The 20,569-nt window shown below is 69.6% G+C and carries 25 protein-coding genes and 1 pseudogene; 17 read left to right on the top strand and 9 right to left on the bottom strand.

What is annotated here, in order from left to right:
• Positions 1–17 precede the first annotated feature (17 nt).
• Positions 18–509: a metallophosphoesterase family protein gene (locus WDJ58_RS01785; RefSeq protein WP_338915911.1), complete on the bottom strand. Its 492-nt coding sequence runs from the start codon at positions 507–509 to the stop codon at positions 18–20.
• Positions 510–564: 55 nt separating this feature from the next.
• On the opposite strand from WDJ58_RS01785, the gene WDJ58_RS01780 reads away from it, so the two are divergent.
• On the top strand, positions 565–2,022 hold the full coding sequence (locus WDJ58_RS01780; protein WP_338915910.1) for an NUDIX domain-containing protein: 1,458 nt from the start codon (positions 565–567) through the stop codon (positions 2,020–2,022).
• A 247-nt stretch (positions 2,023–2,269) separates the two neighbouring features.
• On the opposite strand, the gene WDJ58_RS01775 is transcribed toward WDJ58_RS01780, so the two are convergent.
• The gene (locus tag WDJ58_RS01775; RefSeq protein ID WP_338915909.1) at positions 2,270–3,115 is read right to left on the bottom strand and encodes a class I SAM-dependent methyltransferase; all 846 of its coding nucleotides are present in this window, start codon (positions 3,113–3,115) and stop codon (positions 2,270–2,272) included.
• 228 nt (positions 3,116–3,343) lie between these two features.
• Here WDJ58_RS01775 and WDJ58_RS01770 point away from each other — a divergent pair, with 228 nt between their 5' ends.
• Positions 3,344–4,108: a DUF3179 domain-containing (seleno)protein gene (locus WDJ58_RS01770; RefSeq protein ID WP_338915908.1), complete on the top strand. Its 765-nt coding sequence runs from the start codon at positions 3,344–3,346 to the stop codon at positions 4,106–4,108.
• Between the two features lie 94 nt (positions 4,109–4,202).
• Here WDJ58_RS01770 and WDJ58_RS01765 read toward each other — a convergent pair whose 3' ends face one another.
• Positions 4,203–4,724 (bottom strand): archaemetzincin family Zn-dependent metalloprotease, encoded by a 522-nt coding sequence (locus WDJ58_RS01765; RefSeq protein ID WP_338915907.1) that lies wholly within the window; start codon positions 4,722–4,724, stop codon positions 4,203–4,205.
• Between the two features lie 42 nt (positions 4,725–4,766).
• Between WDJ58_RS01765 and WDJ58_RS01760 the strand changes: the two genes are divergently transcribed.
• Genes WDJ58_RS01760 through npdG form a run of 5 tightly spaced genes read left to right on the top strand, consistent with a single transcriptional unit; the run spans position 4,767 to position 7,716 of the window.
• Positions 4,767–5,222, top strand: a complete 456-nt coding sequence (locus WDJ58_RS01760; protein ID WP_380661546.1) for a UPF0146 family protein — start codon at positions 4,767–4,769, stop codon at positions 5,220–5,222.
• On the top strand, positions 5,219–6,121 hold the full coding sequence (locus WDJ58_RS01755; protein WP_338915906.1) for a TIGR01548 family HAD-type hydrolase: 903 nt from the start codon (positions 5,219–5,221) through the stop codon (positions 6,119–6,121). Before WDJ58_RS01760 ends, WDJ58_RS01755 begins: the two co-directional genes overlap by 4 nt.
• 40 nt (positions 6,122–6,161) lie before the next feature.
• Entirely contained in the window at positions 6,162–6,608 is a 447-nt protein-coding gene (locus WDJ58_RS01750) for a hypothetical protein (protein ID WP_338915905.1), read from the top strand.
• Between the two features lie 30 nt (positions 6,609–6,638).
• A complete protein-coding gene (locus WDJ58_RS01745) occupies positions 6,639–7,025 on the top strand; it encodes a DUF7534 family protein (RefSeq protein ID WP_338915904.1) in 387 nt (128 codons plus the stop codon).
• A 25-nt stretch (positions 7,026–7,050) separates the two neighbouring features.
• On the top strand, positions 7,051–7,716 hold the full coding sequence (gene npdG, locus WDJ58_RS01740; RefSeq protein WP_338915903.1) for an NADPH-dependent F420 reductase: 666 nt from the start codon (positions 7,051–7,053) through the stop codon (positions 7,714–7,716).
• Between the two features lie 239 nt (positions 7,717–7,955).
• Here the strand turns inward: npdG and WDJ58_RS01735 are convergent, their stop codons facing one another.
• Positions 7,956–8,234, bottom strand: coding sequence for a thioredoxin family protein (locus tag WDJ58_RS01735; protein ID WP_338915902.1), 279 nt, complete (start codon positions 8,232–8,234; stop codon positions 7,956–7,958).
• Positions 8,235–8,370: 136 nt separating this feature from the next.
• Here WDJ58_RS01735 and WDJ58_RS01730 point away from each other — a divergent pair, with 136 nt between their 5' ends.
• The 4 genes from WDJ58_RS01730 (at position 8,371) to hisE (ending at position 10,297) form a co-directional block, all read left to right on the top strand.
• Entirely contained in the window at positions 8,371–8,529 is a 159-nt protein-coding gene (locus WDJ58_RS01730) for a preprotein translocase subunit Sec61beta (RefSeq protein WP_338915901.1), read from the top strand.
• A 284-nt stretch (positions 8,530–8,813) separates the two neighbouring features.
• The gene (gene pdxT / locus WDJ58_RS01725; RefSeq protein WP_338915900.1) at positions 8,814–9,419 is read left to right on the top strand and encodes a pyridoxal 5'-phosphate synthase glutaminase subunit PdxT; all 606 of its coding nucleotides are present in this window, start codon (positions 8,814–8,816) and stop codon (positions 9,417–9,419) included.
• Positions 9,420–9,524: 105 nt separating this feature from the next.
• A complete protein-coding gene (locus tag WDJ58_RS01720; RefSeq protein WP_338915899.1) occupies positions 9,525–9,968 on the top strand; it encodes a bifunctional nuclease family protein in 444 nt (147 codons plus the stop codon).
• The gene (hisE, locus tag WDJ58_RS01715) at positions 9,965–10,297 is read left to right on the top strand and encodes a phosphoribosyl-ATP diphosphatase (RefSeq protein WP_338915898.1); all 333 of its coding nucleotides are present in this window, start codon (positions 9,965–9,967) and stop codon (positions 10,295–10,297) included. The genes WDJ58_RS01720 and hisE overlap by 4 nt, the downstream gene beginning before the upstream one ends.
• Positions 10,298–10,321: 24 nt before the next feature.
• Here the strand turns inward: hisE and WDJ58_RS01710 are convergent, their stop codons facing one another.
• Complete coding sequence (locus WDJ58_RS01710) at positions 10,322–10,645, bottom strand: ASCH domain-containing protein (RefSeq protein WP_338915897.1); 324 nt, start codon at positions 10,643–10,645, stop codon at positions 10,322–10,324.
• Positions 10,646–10,844: 199 nt separating this feature from the next.
• Positions 10,845–11,216: a DUF5518 domain-containing protein gene (locus WDJ58_RS01705; protein WP_338915896.1), complete on the bottom strand. Its 372-nt coding sequence runs from the start codon at positions 11,214–11,216 to the stop codon at positions 10,845–10,847.
• 171 nt (positions 11,217–11,387) lie between these two features.
• Here WDJ58_RS01705 and WDJ58_RS01700 point away from each other — a divergent pair, with 171 nt between their 5' ends.
• Together WDJ58_RS01700 and epsC are read left to right on the top strand one after the other, a co-directional pair.
• The gene (locus tag WDJ58_RS01700) at positions 11,388–12,365 is read left to right on the top strand and encodes an NOG1 family protein (protein ID WP_338915895.1); all 978 of its coding nucleotides are present in this window, start codon (positions 11,388–11,390) and stop codon (positions 12,363–12,365) included.
• 143 nt (positions 12,366–12,508) lie between these two features.
• Entirely contained in the window at positions 12,509–13,375 is an 867-nt protein-coding gene (epsC, locus tag WDJ58_RS01695; protein ID WP_338915894.1) for a serine O-acetyltransferase EpsC, read from the top strand.
• 43 nt (positions 13,376–13,418) lie between these two features.
• Here epsC and WDJ58_RS01690 read toward each other — a convergent pair whose 3' ends face one another.
• Both WDJ58_RS01690 and WDJ58_RS01685 read right to left on the bottom strand, forming a co-directional pair.
• Positions 13,419–14,162: an SIMPL domain-containing protein gene (locus WDJ58_RS01690; protein ID WP_338915893.1), complete on the bottom strand. Its 744-nt coding sequence runs from the start codon at positions 14,160–14,162 to the stop codon at positions 13,419–13,421.
• A 41-nt stretch (positions 14,163–14,203) separates the two neighbouring features.
• Entirely contained in the window at positions 14,204–15,574 is a 1,371-nt protein-coding gene (locus WDJ58_RS01685; RefSeq protein WP_338915892.1) for a TIGR00341 family protein, read from the bottom strand.
• A gap of 135 nt (positions 15,575–15,709) precedes the next feature.
• On the opposite strand from WDJ58_RS01685, the pseudogene engB reads away from it, so the two are divergent.
• Positions 15,710–16,328, top strand: a pseudogene (engB, locus tag WDJ58_RS01680) (GTP-binding protein EngB).
• Between the two features lie 181 nt (positions 16,329–16,509).
• On the opposite strand, the gene WDJ58_RS01675 reads toward engB, so the two are convergent.
• Positions 16,510–17,433 (bottom strand): ketopantoate reductase family protein, encoded by a 924-nt coding sequence (locus WDJ58_RS01675; protein WP_338915891.1) that lies wholly within the window; start codon positions 17,431–17,433, stop codon positions 16,510–16,512.
• Positions 17,434–17,561: 128 nt separating this feature from the next.
• Between WDJ58_RS01675 and WDJ58_RS01670 the strand changes: the two genes are divergently transcribed.
• From WDJ58_RS01670 to WDJ58_RS01660, 3 genes are all read left to right on the top strand, one after another.
• Positions 17,562–18,311, top strand: coding sequence for an NRDE family protein (locus tag WDJ58_RS01670; RefSeq protein WP_338915890.1), 750 nt, complete (start codon positions 17,562–17,564; stop codon positions 18,309–18,311).
• Positions 18,312–18,405: 94 nt separating this feature from the next.
• On the top strand, positions 18,406–18,768 hold the full coding sequence (locus WDJ58_RS01665; protein WP_338915889.1) for a helix-turn-helix transcriptional regulator: 363 nt from the start codon (positions 18,406–18,408) through the stop codon (positions 18,766–18,768).
• Positions 18,769–19,175: 407 nt separating this feature from the next.
• Positions 19,176–20,552: an ATP-binding protein gene (locus WDJ58_RS01660; protein WP_338915888.1), complete on the top strand. Its 1,377-nt coding sequence runs from the start codon at positions 19,176–19,178 to the stop codon at positions 20,550–20,552.
• Positions 20,553–20,569 lie beyond the last annotated feature (17 nt).

The raw sequence follows: 20,569 nt of genomic DNA, 5'->3' as shown, positions 1-20,569 counted from the left end.
GCCGGACGACCGCCGCCCTACCCCTCGTGGACCGTCACGTCGACCGAACCGTCCTCGACGCTGGCGGCCATCATCGTGGTGCTGTCGGCCGGGCTCGCACCCGTACACGACCCGGGGTTCAGGAGCCGGTAGCCGTCGACCTCCCTGTCCATCACCTCGTGGGTGTGCCCCGAGACGCCGACGGTCGGCCCGCTGGCCGCGTTCGCCGCGACCGTTCCCGCGACGCACTCCTCGTACCCCTCGATGTCACCGGTACCGTGCGTGACGACGAAACGGACCCCTTCGACGTCGAGCGTCGCCACCGAGGGGAGCCCCAGGTCCGGGTCGATGTTCCCGTGGACGGCCGTGAGTTCCGGGCTCGCCTCCCGGACGGTCTCCAGCGTCTCCGGGGCGTCGAAGTCGCCCGCGTGGATCACGTGGTCGGCCTCCCGACACTGGTCGAGGACCCACTCGGGGATCGACGGTTCGCGCGACGGGACGTGAGAGTCGCTGATGACGGCGAGTCGCATACCGATGGGTGCGCCAGGGGCCCACGTTAATCTGTGCCCGGTCCCTCCGAGGAGTATGGCCCACGACGAACCGGCCGACGTCGTCACGGTGTTCCTCCGCAACGCGGGCGACGTCCTCCTGCTGCGCCGGAGCGATGAGGTGGGCTCGTACGCGGGGCGGTGGGGTGGCGTCGCGGGTCACGCGGAGCGCGAGGCCGTAGCGACTGAGGGGAGCGAGGCCTCGGAACGGCGAGCGGGTCGTGGATCGACCCGCGAGCGAGGAGATCCGGACGGGGCCGCCAGCGAGGAGGTCCGCGAGGAGACGGGTATCGACCCCTCGGTCCTCGAACTCGTCCGACGGGGAGATCCCTTCGAGTTCGAGGACGGCGAGTACGTCTGGCGGGTCTACCCCTACCTGTTCGACTGTCCGACCCGCGAGGTGGAGCCGAACTACGAGACCGCCGAGTACGAGTGGGTCTCCCCCGCCGAGATACTCCGTCGAGAAACGGTACCCGAGCTCTGGACCTCCTACGACCGCGTCCGGCCCACGCCGGGGACAGTCGCCGACGACACCGAGCACGGGTCGGCCTACCTCTCGCTGCGGGCGCTGGAGTGTCTCCGCGACGAGGCGGCGCTCGCAGCCGAACGCGCGGGCGACTGGGACGGCCCCGTCTCGGTCGCCCGCGACCTGCTCGACGCCCGACCGTCGATGGCCGTCGTCGCCAACCGCGTGAACCGCGCGATGCACCGGGCGAGCGGGGAGGGGGAGCGGGACGCGACCGAAGGGAGCGCCCCGAAAAGGCGAACGGGGAGCGAGAGCGGGACACGACCGGAGGGAGTGTCCCGGAACAGCGAGCGGGGAGCGGAGCGACCCGCGAGTCACGCGACCCGTGAGCCACGGACGCCCGTCGCCGTCGAGCGGGCCGCGAGCGAGGTCCATCGTGAAGCGCGGGAGGCCGACGCCGCGGCCGCCACCCCCGACCCCGGCTGGAAGCGCGTCCTCACCCTCTCGCGATCCGGGACGGTGGAGGAGGCGCTCCTCGACGCGCCGAACCTCGGGGAGGTGTTCGTCGCCGAGTCCCGCCCCGACCGCGAGGGAGTCGGCGTCGCCGAACGTCTCGCTGGCGAGGTCCGGGTGACCCTCCACACGGACGCCGCGGTCGCACACGTCCTCGCCACACGGGAGATAGACGCCCTGATCGTCGGTGCCGACGCCGTGCTCGCCGACGGCTCCGTGGTGAACAAGACCGGGACCCGGGCGGCGGCGCTGGCGGCCGCCCGCGAGGGCGTCCCGCTCTGCGTGGTCTGTGCGGCCGACAAGGTCGCACCGGACGAGGAGGCGCACCTCGAATCCGGTTCCCGGGAGGCCGTGTACGACGGGGACGCCGACGTCGAGGTCCTGAACCCGACGTTCGACGTCACGCCGCCCGACCTCGTGAGTGCCGTCCGGACGGAACGGGGGGTCCTCGACACCGACGACGTGCGGGAGGTCGCCCGCGAGCACGTCGCCCTGGCCGACTGGGACACACGGTGACGCCGCCCCGGGCCGTCGCGGTGCGCGACGTTTTTGTCCTCGGGGGCTCGACGTTCCGCCGGTGGCGATGATGAGGGTTACCCCCACCGAGCCCCTTCTGACGAGACCTCTCGACTGAGCCACCATCCGACGCGAGACCGGAGCGACCGCCACTCGCGACGGCCGGCCTCGGACCTGGCCCCGACGCGACGGGGTTCCGGTGTCGGTCGTGAGCGATACGATGAGGCACGGAACGTGCGGCTACGCGCTACGCTGGCCGCCAGCGGACCAGCGTCCGCGGGTGAAGCGGGTTCGGTCCCAGCTGGTCGTATACGACCCGGTCGACCTCGACCCCCCCACGCCGTTCGAGCTCGGCGAGCACTGCCCCGTCGTACCCCCTGACCCGCCCGTAGTGACGGCGGAGGAGTCCGAGGGTGGTTCCGGGGTGGCGATCGACCTGTTCGAGGTGGACGCCGCCGACCACCCTCCCCTCGCTCGCCAGTCGAGCGAGGCGATCGACGACCCGCTCGACGTCCGGGAGCGTCGTCAGGGTCCCCCGGGTGAACACGAGCACCTCGCTCCGCCCGTCGAGGAGATCCCACTCCTCGTCCCGGAGATCGAACTGCCGCACGGAGACGCGACCGTTTCGTCCCTCTGTCACACCGAGCGCCCTGGCCAGTTCGACGCCGTGCCGGCTGTACTCCCCGCCGATGACGGTCGCGTCCGGGAACACGTCGGCGACGGTTCCGAGCGCGGATCCCCACCCACAGCCGAGGTCGAGGACCGTCGCCGGTTCGACCGCGACCCCTCCCAGCGCGTCGGCGACCGCGAACCGCTCCAGTTCGAGGAGCTCCGCCGGGCTGGCGAGGAAGAGGTCGTCCCGGATCGAGATCGGGCCGGGATCCTCGCGTCCCTCCGCGTAGATACGGCGAACGAACGCCTCCGGGGAGCGGTCCCCGGAACGGAACTCCCCGAGGAGGTACGAGTAGATGTCGTCGTAGGTCCCGATGTCCGTGTAGGCGTCCGGATCGGCGGGCGGGTCGCCCGCCGGATCGAGGAGATACCGCGCCCACGCCGAGTGCTCCGGGAGGTCGTCGAGCGCGAGCGGCCTCACCGGCGCTCACCTCCGGACGTGCGGGACCGAGTCTGTAGGCGGTACGGACCGTCGACCGGGGACAGTTGCATCGCTACCACGCGGAGGAGCGGGAGAGCCAGCACCGGTCGATTCGGTCGGTCCGGGGGTCGAGTCGATGAAAAACGTTTCGGTGGGCGAATATGTGTCCCTCGCGCTCGCGCCGCACAGCCGCGAGGTGCTTACGTCACTCGACGCGAAACGGACCCCGTGAATCGACGCGCGTTTCTCGCGGGGCTCCCGGCCGGCGTCGCCGCCACCGCCGGCTGTCTCGTCGGCTATCGGGGGACTGAGACCGGGTCCACGGAGTTCCCCGGCATCGCCGAGTACGGGTTCCCATCGACGATCTGTGAGGAAGGGATCCGTCCGGACGCCATCCCCGCCATCGACGACCCCGCGTTCGCCCCCGACTGGGACGGCGTCGATCTCCCCGAGGAGTACCGTACGGGTGGCGGCCTGACCGGCGACCGGGTCGTGATCGGTATTGCCCGGGAGGGGATCGCCCGCGCGTATCCGCTCTCGGTGCTCGCACGACACGAGGTCGTGAACGACCTGGTCGACGTCCCGGTACTGGTGACCTACTGTCCGATCTGTCGGTCGGGGGTGGTCGCCAACCGGGAACTCGACGGCGAGGCGGTGATGTTCGGGGTCACGGGTCTGCTCTGGAAGCTCCCGGACGCCTATGCGGCGGCCAGCGAGGCGAGCGGAAAGGCATTCGGTGCCGAGGAGGGCGATCCCGACGCGGGGGTCCGGGACTCGGCCAACCTCGTCACGTTCGACGAACGGACCCGATCGTACTGGAGCCAGCTGCTCGCGGAGGCCATCTGCGGTCCGCTGACCGGCGAGGATCTCGAGATACTCCCTTCGACGGTCGCGACCTGGGCGGAGTGGCGAGCGGCGCACCCCGACACCGGGGTCCTGTTGCCGCCGCCGCTGTCGGGAACGCTCGATCCGACCGAGCACGCCGGGGGCTGACGGGCGGGACGGACCGGGATACCGGGACGCTATCGAGCGATCGAGGCGCGAGCTCCGGAGTCGGAGACGGGCGCTGGACGCGGATCCCGGCGGTTTAGAGCACGGACCGCTGACAGGTACCGCAGAGGTTCTCCTCCTTGACGTCGACCTCGCGGACGGTGGGCGAGAAGCTCATGACACAGCGGTTGTTGTCGCAGTGTTCGAGCCCGAGCGTGTGGCCGATCTCGTGGACGACCTCCTTGCGGACGCGGTCGGAGAACACCTCGCCGGCGGACTTCGTGGAGATCCCCCCGTCGGAGGAGGTCTGGAGGCGGTAGGTCGAGATGACCGAGCCGTTGCCCGATAGGTAGGCGAGACCGAAGACGTAGTTCCGTCGGCGGTAGTAGAGGTCGTTCGGCGTGATGCCGATGTTCTTCTCGCCCGACCCCACCCGGGACGCGAGTTCGATGAACTCCTCGGCCCGGTACTGCTGGCGGCCGGGGTCGTACGCGCCGTCGGGGACGTCCTGCTGGTCGTGGATGGTGACCTCGCAGTCGTAGACTGACCGCAGTCCCGCAGAGGCCTCCCGCTTGACGACAGCGGGGACATCGCCCACCGGCACGATGTCGACGTGCATGCGAAAGCATTAGATTGGCGAGTTCATAAACGTCCCGACGTGTTGCACAACTCGTGCGCGGCCATCGTCTCCCGGCTGGCAGGGTACGACCACGCCGTCGAGGTGGGGATCGGGCGGCGTCCGGCGGTCGCCGCGGGGCTCGCCGCGCGCGGCGTTGACGTCGTCGCCACCGACGTCGATCGGTGCGAGCTGCCGCCGGACGTCCCGTTCGTCCGCGAGGACGTCACCGATCCCGACCCGGCGCGGTACGAGCGGGCCGACGTCGTCTACGCGCTCCGGTGTCCCCCCGAACTCCAGCGACCCCTCCGTGACGCCGCCCGGCTCGGGGACGCCGACTGCTTCTTCACCACGCTCGGGACCGACCCGGCGGTCGTCCCCGTCGAGCGTCTCCGGCTCGACGGGGTGACGCTGTTCCGCGCCCGAACCGACGGTCCCGGCCTCGGTGGGACACCCACCGACGCCGCCGATCGACCCGTCGACGGAGGGGGGCCGGCGTGAACACCCCGCTTCGCGTGGACGCTGTCGTTCTCGACGTGGACGGTGTGCTCGTCGATGTGGCCGACTCCTATCGCCGAGCAGTCGTCGAATCGGTCGAGCGGGTCCACGGCGATACGGTCCCGAAGACGGACCTCCAGCGGCTCAAGGACGCCGGCGGGTTCAACAACGACTGGGATCTCACCTACGCCGTCGCGCTCTACGTCCTCGCTCGCCGCGAGGGCCTCGACCGCGACCTCGACTCGTTCGCCGACGTCGTCGCCGCCACCGGCGGCGGACTCGAAGGGGCCGAGACGGTCGTCGCGGACGCGCTCGACCCGGACTGCCGCGAGCGGGCCCTCGCCGAGTGGGACCGCGAGCGACTCCACGCGACGTTCCAGCGGCTCTACCTCGGACCGGACCTCTACCGCGAACTGGAAGGGGACGATCCGGATGCGCTCGGTATCGACCCCGACGAGGGGGGGTTCATCCACGACGAGCCGACCCTGCTCGACCCGGACACCCGCGAGGCACTCCGATCGCGGTTCGACGTCGGCGTCCTCACCGGTCGCCCGGCGGCCGAAGCCGAGATCGCCCTCGACCGCGTCGGTCTCGACCTCCCCCCCGAGTCGGTGTTCACGATGGACAGCGACCACCCCGGCAAGCCGGAACCCGACGCGCTCCTCGCGCTGGCCGACCGGTTCGACGCCCACGCGCTCGCGTTCGTCGGCGACACCCTCGACGATATTCGTACTGCCGTCAACGCCCGCGAGACGGACCCCGATGGCCGGGAGTTCTACGGCGTGGGCGTTCTGACCGGCGGGCTCACCGGCGAGGAGGGCCGCCGGAAGTACGAGCGCGTCGGGGCGGACGCGGTGCTTGAGAGCGTGAACGACCTGCCCGACGCGCTCGAACCGCGGTAACCCCCCGAAAACCTATCTCCCGCTGTCACCTCGATTCGGTGTGCCCTCCCCGACGGACTCGAACGCCGGAAGCGACGGTGGTCTCGAAGAGCGCCTGGGTCGCCTGGGTGACGTACTCTGGCTGACGAGCGTCGGCATCGCCCTGTCGCTGGTTGCCGTCGTCGCCTTCCTCGCCTCGGCCGGCCTGCTCGGCCGCGTCTCGCCGTACCTCGGCGGAGCCGCGCTCGTCCTCGGCCTCCTGGGCGTGCTCTACCTGCTGTTCGGGAACTGGGACTGGTCGCCCGGCGGCGAGGCCCGCCAGCACGCCACGTTCCTCGTCCTGTTCGTCGGTCTCCAGGCGATCGGTGTGGCCGCGCTCCGGACCTCCCTCGGATCGGACGCCGCGAGCGGTATCCCGTTCCTGGTTGCCGGATTCGTCGGCCTCGCCGTCGCCGGGTGGCTCGCCTACCTCGACGGGTTCGAGCGGCTGACCTCGCTGACCGGGTGATTTACCCACGAGGGACGACACACCGGGGCTGTGTCCCTTCGCCTCCCCCCCGAACTCCTCCCGACGGCGCTCGTGCTGGTCTTCGTCTCGATGCTCGCCGGCGCGTACCTGACGCCGCCGGACCCCTACACGCAGCTGTCGTACCTCGGCATTTCGATCCCCATGGCGCTCGGTCTCGCCGTCGCGCTCACCTACGGCGGGGGGTTCGATCGCCTCGGGTGGTCGCCCGACACCGGGGATCACGTCTGGACGGCGGTCGTCGTCTTCACCGTCGCGACGCTCGTCGGCGTGCTCGTGCCCGACCCGACCGCCCCGCTCGTCCACGGGGCCGGCCTCCTCGTCGGCCTCGCCGTCGGTGCGTGGCTCGGGTGGGGCGAGGGCCGCGAGCGTCTCCGTTTCCGCTCTCGGAACGCTTAACGGTCGAACGCCCGACCGTCGCGGTATGCGGATCGCACTCCTCGGCGGGACCGGCGACATCGGCCAGGGGCTCGCGCTCAGGTGGGCCTACGACACGAACCACGAGGTACTGATCGGCTCTCGCGACCCCGAGCGGGCGCGAGAGAAGGCCGAAGAGTACGAGACCGAACTCGACAGCCGCGGCGTCGACTCGGAGATCCAGGGGTTCGCCAACGAGATGGCGGCCGACCGCGCCGCCGTGGTCGTCGCCGCCGTACCCGCCTACCACCTCGTCGACACCGTCGAGGCGGTCGCCGACCGCCTCGGCGACGCCGTCCTCGTCTCGCCCGCGGTGGGGATGAAACGGGACGACGACGGCCTCCACTACAACCGACCCGGTGCGGGGAGCGTCACCGCGCTCGCGGCCGAGGCCGCACCCGAGGACGTGCCGGTCGTCGGCGCGTTCCACAACCTCGCGGCCGGCCGGCTGGCCGACCTCGACGCGAGCTTCGAGTGGGACACGCTCCTCGTCGGCGACGACGAGGACGCCAAGGGGATCGTGGCCGACCTCGCCGAGGGGATCGAAGGGCTACGGGCGCTCGATGCGGGCGGACTGGCCAACGCCGCCGAGGTGGAGTCGGTAACCCCGCTGCTCATCAACGTCGCCCGGGAGAACGACGGGTTCCACGACCTGGGCGTGCGGTTCGAGTAACCGTTCCCGTCCGCCGCCCGACGATCCGGATCCGGCGACCCCATCCCGGCCGCTCGCTCGGGGTCGGCGTACCGATGACGACTGGCCCCGCTGGTCCGTGGAGCCGTCGAAGAAACGGTGTCCTGTCGATCGCCCCGGCGTGAGGGCCGCGACCGACTCATACGGACGGTTGTAACGATTTACCGGTGTTCGACCGGACGGGGTCGGCGGTCACCGGTAGAAGACTACAACCGGCCGAATCAGGCCTCCGCCGCCGCGCCGGCCTTCTGCAGGGCGGCCTCGATGTCGTCGCGCTGGGTGACGCCGACGAACCGGTCGACGATGCCGTCGTCGTTCTCGACGACGACCGTCGGGAGCGAGCGCACCTGGTACTCGTTGGCGACGTCCTGCTCCTCATCGACGTTCACCTTCTCGAACTCGACGTCCGGGTAGTCCGCCGCGACCTCCTCCAGGATCGGGTCCTGTGTCTTGCAGGGTCCACACCAGTCCGCGTAGAAGTCCTTGAGGCTGACGGTCATAACTCTACTACCGTTTCACTATCGTCGCGCATAAGGGTTTCCCAGTTCCGCGGTCCCGGCACACCGGGCGTCGGGCCGGGCCACGCGAGCGTACTGGGTCGAAAGGCTTAGGCAAGGGCAGGTGCCAGTAGCCGGTATGAGCAGTCAGGGCGGCGGACTGATGTCCAGCGCGGGACTGGTCCGCTACTTCGACAGCGAGGACCGCAACGCGCCGACCATCGACCCGAAGACGGTCGTCGCCTTCGGCGTCCTCTTCGGCGCGCTCGTCCAGATACTGAACGCGGTCGGGGCCTGATCGGCCACTTTTCGCACACCAGTTTTTGCACGCTCGCTCGGCGCTTCGCGCCTCGCTCGCGGCAAAAACTGGACTAAAAGGCGCGACTCGCTCCCGTTGGTCGCTCGTCGCGGGTGGGTGTACTAGTCTTACCGTCTCCGCACAGTACCGGTTCCGTGTCCGGAGCGGCGTAGATATCTGAATGGATGTGAGGTACCGCACCTAATCCCTCTGGCTCATCCGCTACGACCGGTACTTTTGACTCGTTCCAGCGGGTTCTTGCTCCTCCCGTTCGAAGCGGTGCCATGCAACTGACAGCGGCCGTCGTCGCCGTCCAGGGCGACGTCTCCGAACACGCCGAGGCCGTCCGTCGTGCGGCCTCGGCACACGGTCACGAGGTCGAGATACGGGAGGTCAGGACCTCGGGTGTCGTCCCGGACGCCGACCTCCTGCTGATGCCCGGCGGGGAGTCGACGACCATCTCCCGACACCTCCGACGGGAGGGCATCGCCGAGGAGGTTCGTGAACACGTCGCCGCCGACAGGCCGGTCCTCGCGACCTGCGCGGGGCTCATCGTCGCCGCGCGGGACGCCAAGGACGACCGCGTCGACGAACTCGGTCTCCTCGACGTGACCGTCGACCGGAACGCGTTCGGCCGGCAGGCCGACTCCTTCGAGGTCCCGCTCGACGTCACGGGACTGGACTCGCCGTTCCCGGCGGTGTTCATCCGCGCACCCGTCATCGACGAAGTCGGCGAGGGTGTCGAGGTGCTCGCCTCCTGGGAGGGCCGCCCGGTCGCCGTCCGCGACGGACCCATCGTCGGGACCTCCTTCCACCCCGAACTCACCGACGATCCGCGGGTCCACGACCTCGCGTTCTTCGAGACCGGGGCGACGCTCCCCGAGCGTTGACGGCTCGGTCGGGTCAGGTGAATCGGGGGAATCAGGCGAATCCGGTGGGTCCAGCGAGTCCGGTGGGACCGCCTCGCTTTTCACTCGCCCACCCCTCGGTGGGGCATGCGCGCAGAGATAGACGCGGTCCGTGTCGCCGGAACGCCGGACGGACCCGTCCCGGTCGTTCTCCTCTCCGTCGAGGAACAGTCGGACGTCCTGCCCATCTTCGTCGGCATCGACGAGGCCCGGAGCATCGCCCACGGCATCGACGCCATCGACATCGGCCGGCCGATGACCCACGACCTCACGCTGGACATCATCGAGGAGCTCGGCGGACGGGTCGACCGCGTCGTCGTCTCGGAGCTGCGCGAGAGCACCTACATCGCCGACCTCCACCTCAACACCCCCCGCGAGGACGTGGTCGTCGACGCCCGACCGAGCGACTCGCTGGCGATGGCCGCCCGGACGAACGCCCCGGTCGAGGTGAGCGAGATCGTCTTCGAGGAGGGCCGCGAGGCCCCCGAGGAGTTCGCCGACCTCCAGGACATCCGCGAGGTGCTCGGATGAGCGGCGGCCACGAGGGCACGCGCGACGGCCCGGACACCGACGCCGTCCTCGACGAGCTGTTCGCGGTCGTCGAATCACGGAAGGAGGAGCTCCCGGAGGGCTCCTACACGGCGTCGCTGTTCACCCACGAGAAGGGGGAGAACGCCGTCCTGGAGAAGCTCGGCGAGGAGACGACCGAACTCGTCCTGGCCGCGAAGGACGACGACCGCGAGGAGCTCGCCCACGAGGCCGCCGACATCGTCTACCACCTGCTCGTCCTCCTCTCGATGAAGGGGATGGACCTCGCGGATCTGCGCGAGGAACTGCGCGCGCGGCGACCGGAAGGGTAGGCGCGGACGGCGGGCGCCCCCGTTCTACTCCCGCCTCTCGAATCGGTAGCGGACCACTTCGCTCGTGTCGTCCCACTCGAAGTTCCCGCCGTGGACGCGCTCCATCCGGCGCTTGTACGCTTCTAGCGATTCCGAGCCCTCGCGCCGGGCGTCCGCGTCGGTCACGTCCCCGAGCGTCCGCTCCTCGACGCTCGTCACCTCGAACGTCGTCCCCTCGATCTCGAAGGTGTCGCCCGCCTCGGCGTACCGCTCGCTCCCGCCGCGGTGTATCTGCGTCACCTCGCCGTCGAGGGCCATCGACTGCACCCGATCGTTCGGCAACAGGGCTCCCGCGTCGATCTCTTCCATACCGGGCGCTCGATCCGGGGACTAAAGAGCGGTGTGTTCCCGGCGGTCGCCCCCGGTACTCGACACGGAGGCGAGTCGGCCGATCGGCGTTCGGCACTTCATAGGCATCATCGTAGCCCGCCGGAGGAGTCGACCGTTCGACCTGGGTCGCGGGGTGGAGTCTCGGCGAGAAATCTACGAACTACGACGATGATCCCTATCAGGCGACCAGCGCCCCGACGGCACCGCCGATGGCGCTGTCGAGCGCGAGGACGAACGCGATGACGATGCCGCCAACGAACACGGTGGCGCCCCCGAGGACGCCGGCGGGGCCGCCGATCAGCACGCCGGCGAACAGGACGAGGACGGCGAACAGCACCGCGAGGACGACGCCCCCGATGGCCCCCGCTAGAAGACCGTGCCACGCTCCGCGGCCGATCCCGCCGCGACCGTCGCTACAGGCGACGTAGCCGGCCGCGAACCCGCCGACCAGCCCCGCGCCGATGTGGCCGATCAGGGGGACGGCGAACGCGATGAGTCCGGCGACGACGCCGACGAGGAAGCCGATACCGACCGCGCGCCAGTCAGTCATGTGCGGCCGTAGGCCGTCGAGCGGTATGTGCTTGATGGGCCGCGTCCGTCGGCCGTGAGGGTGGCTCCGGGAACCGCCCGACAGCCCGTGGAGCGCTCCTATAGCCCGTTCTCGGGGTCGAGCGAGCGGACATGGACGCTCTTATACGCGCCCGCCGGCTAACCACGGGGTATGTCCGAGACCGCCCCGTTCGAGGGCCTCCCGACCACGCCCCGCGCCGACGAACTCCTCGACAAGGCGTTCTCGCGGGCGGCCCGCGCCGGCCGGGCGAAATCGGGGAAGGAGGCCCAGGAGTCGATGCTCCTGACTGCCGGGAACATCCTCTCGGACAACATGCGGAACGTCGTCACCTCGTGGCCGGACATGGACGCGCTGGCCCCGTTCCACCGCGAACTCGCCGACGCGGTCGTCGGCGTCGACGACCTCCGTCAGCAGCTCTCGGAGGTCAACTGGGCCTCCCGGCAGGTCGGCGACCTCCGGAAGGACTACCAGGGCCGGATGCGCCGAGCCGACGCCGAGACCGCCAAGAAGCTCCGCAAGCAGGCGTTCGCCCGCTTCGCCGACGTCGTCGAGGAGGTCGAGGGGGACCTCCTCGCCATCGGCGAGGCTCGCGACGAACTGCGGACGCTCCCCGACATCCGCCCCGACGAACCGGCGATCGTGGTCGCCGGCTACCCGAACGTCGGGAAGACCTCGTTCATCAACCGCGTGACGAACGCCCGCAACGAGATCGCGAGCTACCCGTTCACGACCACCGAGCTCCACGTCGGTCACCTCGAACGCGACTACGTCCGCTACCAGCTGATCGACACCCCTGGACTGCTGGACCGACCGGCCGAGGAGCGAAACGACATCGAGCGACAGGCCGTCTCCGCGCTGACCCACCTCGCCGACGCCGTCCTCTTCCTGGTGGACGCGAGCGGGGAGTGTGGCTACCCGCTCGACGCCCAGCTCGACCTCCGGGACGACCTCCGCGATCGCTTCCGGGAGGTCTCCGTAGTGACGGTCTGCAACAAGAGCGACCGGTCCGTGGACGTCGACGCCGACTTCTTCATGAGCGTCGAGACCGGCGAGAACGTGGACGAGGTGCTCGACGCAGTCGTCGGCGCGATCGATCACGAGCCCGACCTTCCCTTCGAGGAGCGCTGACAGGAGTCGACCGCCGACTCCACGGACGATCCCCACGCGAGAGCCGTCCGGGGAGCCGCCGGGGCCACCGGCACTGCCGAAGCTCGGATCGGGAGGGGCCGGACGTCCATCACCCCTAATAGCGTCCGGTGGCAGACCCCCGCATGGAGTACACCGGGGACGCACATCTGGAGCTGTTCGAGTCTTACCGCAACGACGAGGAACCCTTCCCGACGCGCACGTCGATGGACTTCCCCCGCCGGGACCACGGGTGGGAGGAGGTGGGGGTGATCAAACGGCTCCTGTTCCCCAGGTGCTGGAACGCCGATCCGCTGCTGGACGACGAGTCGGCGGTGCTCGACCAGGTCGAGGAACTCGGTGGCCTCTTCTGTGCGGGGATCCGGCCCTACTCGGAGACCGACCCCTCCGAGACCGTCGACGAGGTACTCGACCGGCTCCCGGCGATCCGTGAGCGGCTGAAGATGGACGTCGAGGCCGCCTACCGGGGCGACCCGGCCGCGCGGAGCTACCTCGAGATCATCCGGTCGTACCCCGGCTTCCACGCCATCATGATCCAGCGTATCGCTCACGTGCTCTACGAGGCCGGGGCCGGGGCGTACGCCCGGGAACTCACCGAGTCGGCCAAGTCGGTGACCGGGATCGACATTCACCCGGGGGCGGATATCGGCGACTACTTCTTCGTCGACCACGGGACCGGCGTCGTCATCGGGGAGACCACGACGGTCGGCGAGTGGGTCCGGATCTACCAGGACGTCACGCTCGGTGCGCTCCACTTCGAGGAGGACGAGGACGAGGAGCACACGCTGAAGAAGGGCTACAAGCGCCACCCCGACATCGGCGACCACGTGGTGATCGGTGCCGGGACCAAGGTCCTCGGACCGGTCGACATCGGGGACCACGTGAGCATCGGGGCGAACTCGTGGGTCGCCGAGAGCGTCCCGGATCACACGAGCGTCTTCATCTCCGAACACCCCGCACAGGAACGCAAACAGAGACAGCGGACGGACTGACGCCCTCGTGGTACGTCGGTGCCGCGCTACGTCAGCGCCGGAGCTACGCCAGGTCGTAGACGACGGTCACGCTCGCGGTCACGCGGACGGTTCCGGGCTCGACGACCGTCGATCCCCCGTCAGCGCCCCGGTCCTCGGCGAACGGGATGGGTACGCCCCCGCCGCCGTCCGACGTCGAGATGCTCCGGACGTCACCGAGGCTCGCGCCCGAGACGGTCGCGACCGTCTCCGCGTCGGCGCGGGCGTTCTCGACGGCCGCGGTCAGGGCCTGCTCGCGGAGGTCCTGGCGGACCTCCTCGGAGAGCTCGAACGAGACGCCGTAGACGCTGGTCGCGCCGTTCCCAATGGCGACGTCGATGACCTCGCCGGCCCGGTCGGGAGCGATCTCGACGCGGTAGGCGTGGACCGCCCGGTAGCCGACGAGTTCGCGGCTCTCGTCGCTGTAGTCGTACTGCGGGTAGACGTTGAACGCCTCGGTGCTCACGTTTCCGTTCGGGACGCCCGCATCGCGAAGCGCCGCACGCATCCGCTCGGCGTCGGCGGCGACGGTCGCACGCGCCTCCTCGGCGCTCTCGGCGGTCGCCTCGACGGCCACGCGGACGACCGCGAGGTCGGGGGTGGCCTCGACGCTCGCGCTCGCGCCGACGGTCACGGTCGGATTCGGGCTCCCGTTCGTCGATTCGGACTCGCCGGTCTGGGCAGCCACGGAGGGCGAACCGGCACCCACACAGCTGGCGAGGAGGACTAACACGGCCGCGGCGACCGCGGCCAGCGTTCTCGGTGTCATGTCCCCGATACGTCGGCTCGGAGCATGAACACGTCGGAGCGTCAAACCGCCCTTTGAGACATCGTCGAGGGGCCTCCGACACTCCCCGGGACGCGCGTGCTGGTCGCGTTCGACCCGCCGGTCGACTCGACCGTCACGTATCGGACCTGAACGTCGATCTCGCGGCCGCCTTCCGCGAGTCGGTCCTGGAGCGTCGAGGCGAGGCTCTGCTGGCTCCACCCCGGCGGAACGCCGACGGTGACGACGATCGAGGACGGCTGGGTGAAGATGAGGTTGTACTGCGTCGGCTCGGTCGTGATCTCGAGGGAGAGCATGTCGGCCTCGGCGTACGGCTCCGAACTCAGGGTCGAGTTGATCGTCGCGCGGATGTCCTCCTCCGCCAGGGCCGACTGGTACGTGTCGAGCGTGACGCCGCCGAGGAACAGCGAGAGGAGGGCGATGGCGACGAAGAGTATCCCGACCCGCTTGAGCGTGGCCGACCGTGCTTCGTCCCGGCGGAGGATGTTGTCGGGCCGGTAGCCCGAATACCAGAGGACGATCAGCGCCGCGAAGTTGATCGACAGCCCGTTCACGACTGCGAGGATCCCCGAGGGGATTGCAACGGAGGGGAGGCCGTAGGCGATGCCGATCCCGACCGCCGCCGCCGGCGGCACGAGCGCCACGGCGATCATCACGCCGACGAGCGCCGCGGAGACGCCGGTGGTGAGCGAAAGCGCGCCGGCGATGCCGGCACCCAGCGCCACGGCCAGCGAGAGGAAGTCCGGCGTGAGCCGCCCCTCTATCTGGCCGACGCTGCCCGGATCGAGCCCCGGCGGGACGAGGTTCGCCACCTGCACGAGGTAGGCGAACACGCCGGCGGCGACCACCGAGAGGACCATCCCGATGACCTGCATCCGCAGCCCCCTCGAGAACATCTCCTCGTCGTTGATGACCGACCCGACGGCGGTGGAGATCGCCGGGCCGATGAGCGGCGCGATGACCATCGACCCCACGACGGTCGCGGGCGAGTCGAGCAGGAGCCCCGCGGTGGCGACGACGGCGCTGACCACCGTCAGGATCACGTACGTCCGCATATCGGAGACGTTCCCCTCGGCGGTCCTCGCGAGCTCCTCCTTGGAGATGGACTCCTGGCTGTCCTCCTCGCTGTAGCGCTCGTTGAGTTCGTCGAACTGCCTGGAGGTGACCGCACTGGCCTCCGTGACGACCGCGTAGGCGTCCTCGCCGACCCCGGCCTCCTGCAGGCGGTCGAGAACCGGTTCGACGGCGTTCGTCGGCAGCGGAAACGAGACGACGTGCGTGTATCCCCGGCGTCCCGTCTCCTCGCTCAGCACGTAGTCGATCCCCTCGTCGTCGAGGACGCCGACGACGGCCCCCCGTTTGCCAGTTGGGATGGACACCTGGACCAGTCGCACGGACACCCTCAGCCGCCCGGGGGCAAGTAACTGGCGGGTTGCATATGCTGCCGGACCCGGTGGGGCGGTCAAACCCGCGGGCGCGACGACGTGCCGTGACGTGAGGCTTAACCGCTCCGATCGCCTCCCTCGCGTATGTTCGAGGACCGTCCCGACCGCGATGCCGAAGTGGTGCTCGTCGGCCGATCGAACGTCGGGAAGTCCACCCTGATGCGCGAGGTGACTGGCCACAAGGTTCCGACCGGGCAGAAGCCGGGGGTGACCCGCAAGCCCAACCACTACGACTGGGCCCCCGAGAGCTTCGTCCTGACCGACCTTCCCGGGTTCGGCTTCATGTCCGGCGTCCCCGAGGACGTCCGCGAGCGCATCAAGACCGACGTCGTCCGGTACGTCGAGGAGCACGCCGATCAGATCCTCGTCGGCGTGCTCGTCGTCGACGGGAAGGCCGCCGTCGACATCATCGACCGTCATTCGGGGGGGTGAGGAGATCCCCCACGACGTCGAGATGTTCCACTTCCTCGAGGAGGTGGGGATCCCGCCGGTCGTCGCCGTCAACAAGATGGACAAGGTCGACGACCGCGACGAGCGCCTCGACGCGCTCTGTGACCGACTGGGGCTCTACCCGCCCTGGCAGCAGTGGCGCGAGACGATCGCGCCCATCTCCGCGAAACGGGGGAACGTCGAGGCGCTGAACGAGGCCGCGCGACACCACCTCCACGAGGCCGGCCGGGACGACCTGTTCAAATTTTTCTGAGACCATCTTTTTCCGCCTCGGGTGAGCGCCTTCGGCGCTCACCACTCGGCGCAAAAACATGGGTGAAAAAAGGCCGCTCGCGAGCGCCTGCGGCGCTCACTCGCGGTACAGTACCTGGCCCTACCGCGACCGCCTCCGCGACAGCGGACCGGCCGTGTTCAGAACGGTCAGCAGAGACCGTTCAGTCGCTCCGGGCGTTCCGCTCGGCCCACGGATCGAGTATCGCGTAGACCGCCTCGCAGGCCGGGACGTCAATGTCGTGTTCCTCGGCGAGGTCGACGACCGTCCCGTGGAACGCGTCGAGCTCCATACGCTTGCCGTGGGTCAGGTCGTAGTGGAGCGAGGAGTAGGCGTCGGCGTCGAGTTCGGCCGCGCGGTCGAGCCGTTCCTCGACGACGCCCTCCGGGAGCGACACGCCCTCCGCGTTCCCGACCGCGACCACCTCGCGTAGCATCCGCTCGTACATCGCCCACGCGGCCTCGGACTCGCGGATCGGGCCGACCGGGAGCCGGACCGCCGCGGTCATCCCGGCGTGGGCGACGATGAACGCGAACTTCTCCCACATGTCGGCCCGGACGTCCGCGGAGAGGGTGACGTCGATCCCGGCCTCCTCGCAGCGGTCCCGGAACCGCTCGGCGCGCTCGGTGATCGCCCCGTCGAGCTCGCCGAAGACGACCTGCGCCGGGCCGCCCGTGTGTTCGACGACGCCCGGCTCCTTGATCGTCGAGAGGATGTAACAGAGCCCGCCGAGGACGCGGTCCTCGCCGACCGCCTCGGCGAGTAGCCGCTCGTTGCGGACGCCGTTCTGGAGCGAGATCACACAGGTATCCTCGCCGACGAGTGGGTCGAGATCCAGTGTCCCGGTGTCGAACGACTTCACGCAGACGAGCACGTAGTCGACGTGACCGATATCCGACGGGTCGTCCGTGGCCGCGAGGTCGACCGCGAAGTCCCCGTGGACGCTCTCGACGCGGAGGCCCTCCTCCCGGAGCGCCGCGAGGTGTTCACCCCTGGCGATCAGCGAGACGTCCGCACCCGCCCGGGCGAGTCGACCGCCGAAGTACGCGCCGACGCCGCCGGCCCCGTACACCGCGATGGAGGTCATACCCCGGACCTCCGGTGTCGGGCGGATATAGTTTGTGACGGGAGCGGTCGCCCCGGGCCGGGCGGACCGGACGAGTCGTCGAGTCGAACCGAGTCGGGTTTAAACGGATCCGTCACCTACGGGCGGTCGTGTGTACGCTCATCGTGGCGTGGCAGGTCTTCGAGGACACGCCCGTGGCCGTGGTCGCCAACCGGGACGAACTGTACGCCCGCGAGTCGCGTTCGCCGGCGGTCGAGTCGAGCGAGATCAGGATCGTCGCCCCCCGCGACGAGGAGGCCGGGGGGACGTGGGTCGGTTACAACGAGGACGGCGTCACCGTCGCCATCACGAACCGCTGGATCGAGTCGCCCGACGGCGAGCGCTCCCGCGGGCTACTCGTCAGGGACGCGCTCCACCATCGCTCGGCCGAGGACGCCGCCCGGTTCGTCGAGCGCGAACTCGTCGAACGGGAGTACGGCCCGTTCCACCTCCTGATCGCCGACGCGGACGCCGCGCTCCTCCTCGCGTGGAACGGCGTCGGGAACGGCCCCGTCCACTTCGAGAACCTCACCCCCGGGGTCCACACCGTCGTCAACGTCGGCTGGGACGGGTCGTACTTCGTCCCCGAGCGCCGACCCGAGATCGGTCGAAAACAGGCCGAGGATACCGAACGGGTCCGGGAGGCCATCCGACCGGACCCCGGCGAGTTGGCGACGGCGTGGACCGACCGCGCCAGGGCGGTGCTTGCCGACCACGACTACGGTCGGTGCATCCACGGCGACGGCTTCGGCACGAAGTCGGCCTCGGTGATCCGGCTCGGCCCCGAGGGTGGCGTGTTCGAACACGCCGAGGGACCGCCCTGCGAGACGCCGTTCGAAGCGGTCGAAGCTCCCTTCTGAACGGCCGTCGGGCGTCGAGGCAGGGTGGACGCCACGGTCGGACGTCGACCGTCGAGGGAGGGATTTATCCGGGTCGCACTCCCACATCCGGGTGATGAGCACGGGCGAGGACACCGGCGACGACCTCTCGGAGGACGAACGCGCGGGAGTGGAACTCATCCGTCGCCAGGACGGCATCCACCAGAGCGACTTCTGGAAGGAGCTGGGGGTCGACTCCCGGAAGGGGAGCCGCATCCTCGAATCCCTGGCGGAGAAGGGGCTGATCGAGCGCGAGGAGACCGTCTACGAGGGCCACAACACCTACTACATCGAGCCGGTGCTGGACCCGATGGACCTCGACTTCGGGCTGCTGATGGCGGGCGACAGGCTCAGCCCCTTCATCGGCGACGAGGAGGTGAACCCGCACAACGACCGGTTCACCGGGTGGGTCATGAACCTCGCCTACGAGGACCGCTGACCACTTTTTGAACCTCCCTCGGGCCTGACGGCCCTCGGTCGGACAAAAACATGGGAAAAAGCGCGGCTCGGTCCCGTGCCGGTCCGGCCGGCGTGGTCGTTCACGGCTCGCTCTGTTCGCGGGTCACTCCGTTCCCCGATCGCCCGTCCGGGACGCTCCCTGTGGTCGCGTTCCGCTCTCGCTCACCGTTCACCGTCGAGGCTTCCCTTCGGTCAGCCTCGCATCCCTCGCCGCGGGAGAATCACGTAGCGACTCCAGCACCGCGACCTCCCCGCCAGGCCGCTGTACGACACTCGCTCGCGCCGCTCGTGGACGCCACCGCGGCCGTACTCTCGATCCGTTCTCTCGCGATTCGCCGGCCGACGTCTCGAAGGTCTTATCGCCCCGCCGCCCGTAGCTCCCCGGGAATGAGCAGTCCCGAGCTCACCGTCGTCGAGTTCCTCCTGACGACGGAGTTCTACTCAGAGTACACGCAGCTTGACGAGCGTGACCTCCCGCCGCAGTACCGCCGGGTCTTCTGGTCGGACGGGGAGGTCGAACGACCCCTGGCGACGACGGGGAACACGGCCGCCGCCGCGACCGGTATCGACCGCCCCTGGGAGGCGGTCTCGGGGCTCATGTTCACCGACCGTGACGACTTCTCCGGCACCATCGAGCTCACCGACCGCGAGATGGCCGTCCAGTGGTACCTCCAGCGGGCCGACGCCGACCGGATCTTCGAGAACCCGACGCTCGCGTTCGCGCTCGGCGACGAGGTCGACGTCGACTACGAGCGCGCCCGCGCGGCGAACCGGCCAATCCACGCCGACCGCGTCTGGATCGACTCGCTGCTGGAGGAGATGTTCGACGAGGACGACGAGGAGATGCTCGACCTCGTCGAGGTGCGCGCGCCCGGCGAGGTCGAGATGACGATGGACGACCTCGTGCTCACCGCCGACCAGGAGGGGGAGATCCAGAAGGTCGTCAAGGCCATCGAGCACCGCGACTACCTCGCGGAGATCGGCCTCCGCGAGATCGGCAAGCTCCTGTTCGTCGGCCCGCCCGGAACGGGGAAGACGAGCGTCGCGCGGGCGCTCGCCCGCGAACTCGAACTCCCGTTCGTCGAGGTCAAGCTCTCGATGATCACCAGCCAGTACCTCGGCGAGACGGCCAAGAACGTCGACAAGACGTTCGAGGTCGCCAAGCGGCTCTCCCCCTGTATCCTCTTCATGGACGAGTTCGACTTCGTCGCGAAGACCCGTGCGAGCGACGAGCACGCCGCTATCAAGCGCGCGGTGAACACCCTCCTCAAATCCATCGACGAGATCTCGCTCATCCAGGACGAGGTGCTGCTGATCGGCGCGACGAACCACCCCGACCAGCTCGACGCGGCGGCCTGGCGGCGGTTCGACGAGATCGTCAACTTCCCGAAGCCCGACGCGGGGATGCGCGCCGAGATCCTCGAGGTCGTCACCCGACGGATGACCATCGACGGGTTCGACGCCCAGGAACTCGCCGACATCACCGAGGGGCTCACCGGGAGCGACCTCCGGCTCGTCCTCCGCGAGGCCGTGCTCGACGCGCTGACCGAGGAGCGGACGACGCTCACCCAGGAGGACCTCCGGCGGGCCGTCGAGGGGTTCGAGGAGCGTGACAACCTGAAGAACATGGAGGACTTCGACAACTGGCGCGGGAGCCCCGGGAGTTCGGACGGGGACGGTCACGACCACGATCACGACCACGACGGTCACGACCACGACCACGGCGACTCCGAGGGCGTCGAGGCCAAGGCACAGGACGGGTAGTCCGGTCCCTTCTCCCG

It is taken from the genome of Salinirubellus litoreus, assembly GCF_037335815.1.
Classification (GTDB): Archaea; Halobacteriota; Halobacteria; order Halobacteriales; family Haloarculaceae; genus Salinirubellus; species Salinirubellus litoreus.
This window is presented reverse-complemented; position numbering and strand designations above follow the sequence as displayed.

Bases quoted from the DNA above. Each gene is read 5' to 3' on its own strand.
- WDJ58_RS01785 (WP_338915911.1), bottom strand. From the start codon at position 509: ATGCGACTCGCCGTCATCAGCGACTCTCACGTCCCGTCGCGCGAACCG.
- WDJ58_RS01780 (WP_338915910.1), top strand. From the start codon at position 565: ATGGCCCACGACGAACCGGCCGACGTCGTCACGGTGTTCCTCCGCAAC.
- WDJ58_RS01765 (WP_338915907.1), bottom strand. From the start codon at position 4,724: ATGCACGTCGACATCGTGCCGGTGGGCGATGTCCCCGCTGTCGTCAAG.
- npdG (WP_338915903.1), top strand. From the start codon at position 7,051: ATGCGGATCGCACTCCTCGGCGGGACCGGCGACATCGGCCAGGGGCTC.
- WDJ58_RS01735 (WP_338915902.1), bottom strand. From the start codon at position 8,234: ATGACCGTCAGCCTCAAGGACTTCTACGCGGACTGGTGTGGACCCTGC.
- WDJ58_RS01730 (WP_338915901.1), top strand. From the start codon at position 8,371: ATGAGCAGTCAGGGCGGCGGACTGATGTCCAGCGCGGGACTGGTCCGC.
- pdxT (WP_338915900.1), top strand. From the start codon at position 8,814: ATGCAACTGACAGCGGCCGTCGTCGCCGTCCAGGGCGACGTCTCCGAA.
- WDJ58_RS01720 (WP_338915899.1), top strand. From the start codon at position 9,525: ATGCGCGCAGAGATAGACGCGGTCCGTGTCGCCGGAACGCCGGACGGA.
- hisE (WP_338915898.1), top strand. From the start codon at position 9,965: ATGAGCGGCGGCCACGAGGGCACGCGCGACGGCCCGGACACCGACGCC.
- WDJ58_RS01710 (WP_338915897.1), bottom strand. From the start codon at position 10,645: ATGGAAGAGATCGACGCGGGAGCCCTGTTGCCGAACGATCGGGTGCAG.
- WDJ58_RS01705 (WP_338915896.1), bottom strand. From the start codon at position 11,216: ATGACTGACTGGCGCGCGGTCGGTATCGGCTTCCTCGTCGGCGTCGTC.
- WDJ58_RS01700 (WP_338915895.1), top strand. From the start codon at position 11,388: ATGTCCGAGACCGCCCCGTTCGAGGGCCTCCCGACCACGCCCCGCGCC.
- epsC (WP_338915894.1), top strand. From the start codon at position 12,509: ATGGAGTACACCGGGGACGCACATCTGGAGCTGTTCGAGTCTTACCGC.
- WDJ58_RS01690 (WP_338915893.1), bottom strand. From the start codon at position 14,162: ATGACACCGAGAACGCTGGCCGCGGTCGCCGCGGCCGTGTTAGTCCTC.
- WDJ58_RS01675 (WP_338915891.1), bottom strand. From the start codon at position 17,433: ATGACCTCCATCGCGGTGTACGGGGCCGGCGGCGTCGGCGCGTACTTC.
- WDJ58_RS01665 (WP_338915889.1), top strand. From the start codon at position 18,406: ATGAGCACGGGCGAGGACACCGGCGACGACCTCTCGGAGGACGAACGC.
- WDJ58_RS01660 (WP_338915888.1), top strand. From the start codon at position 19,176: ATGAGCAGTCCCGAGCTCACCGTCGTCGAGTTCCTCCTGACGACGGAG.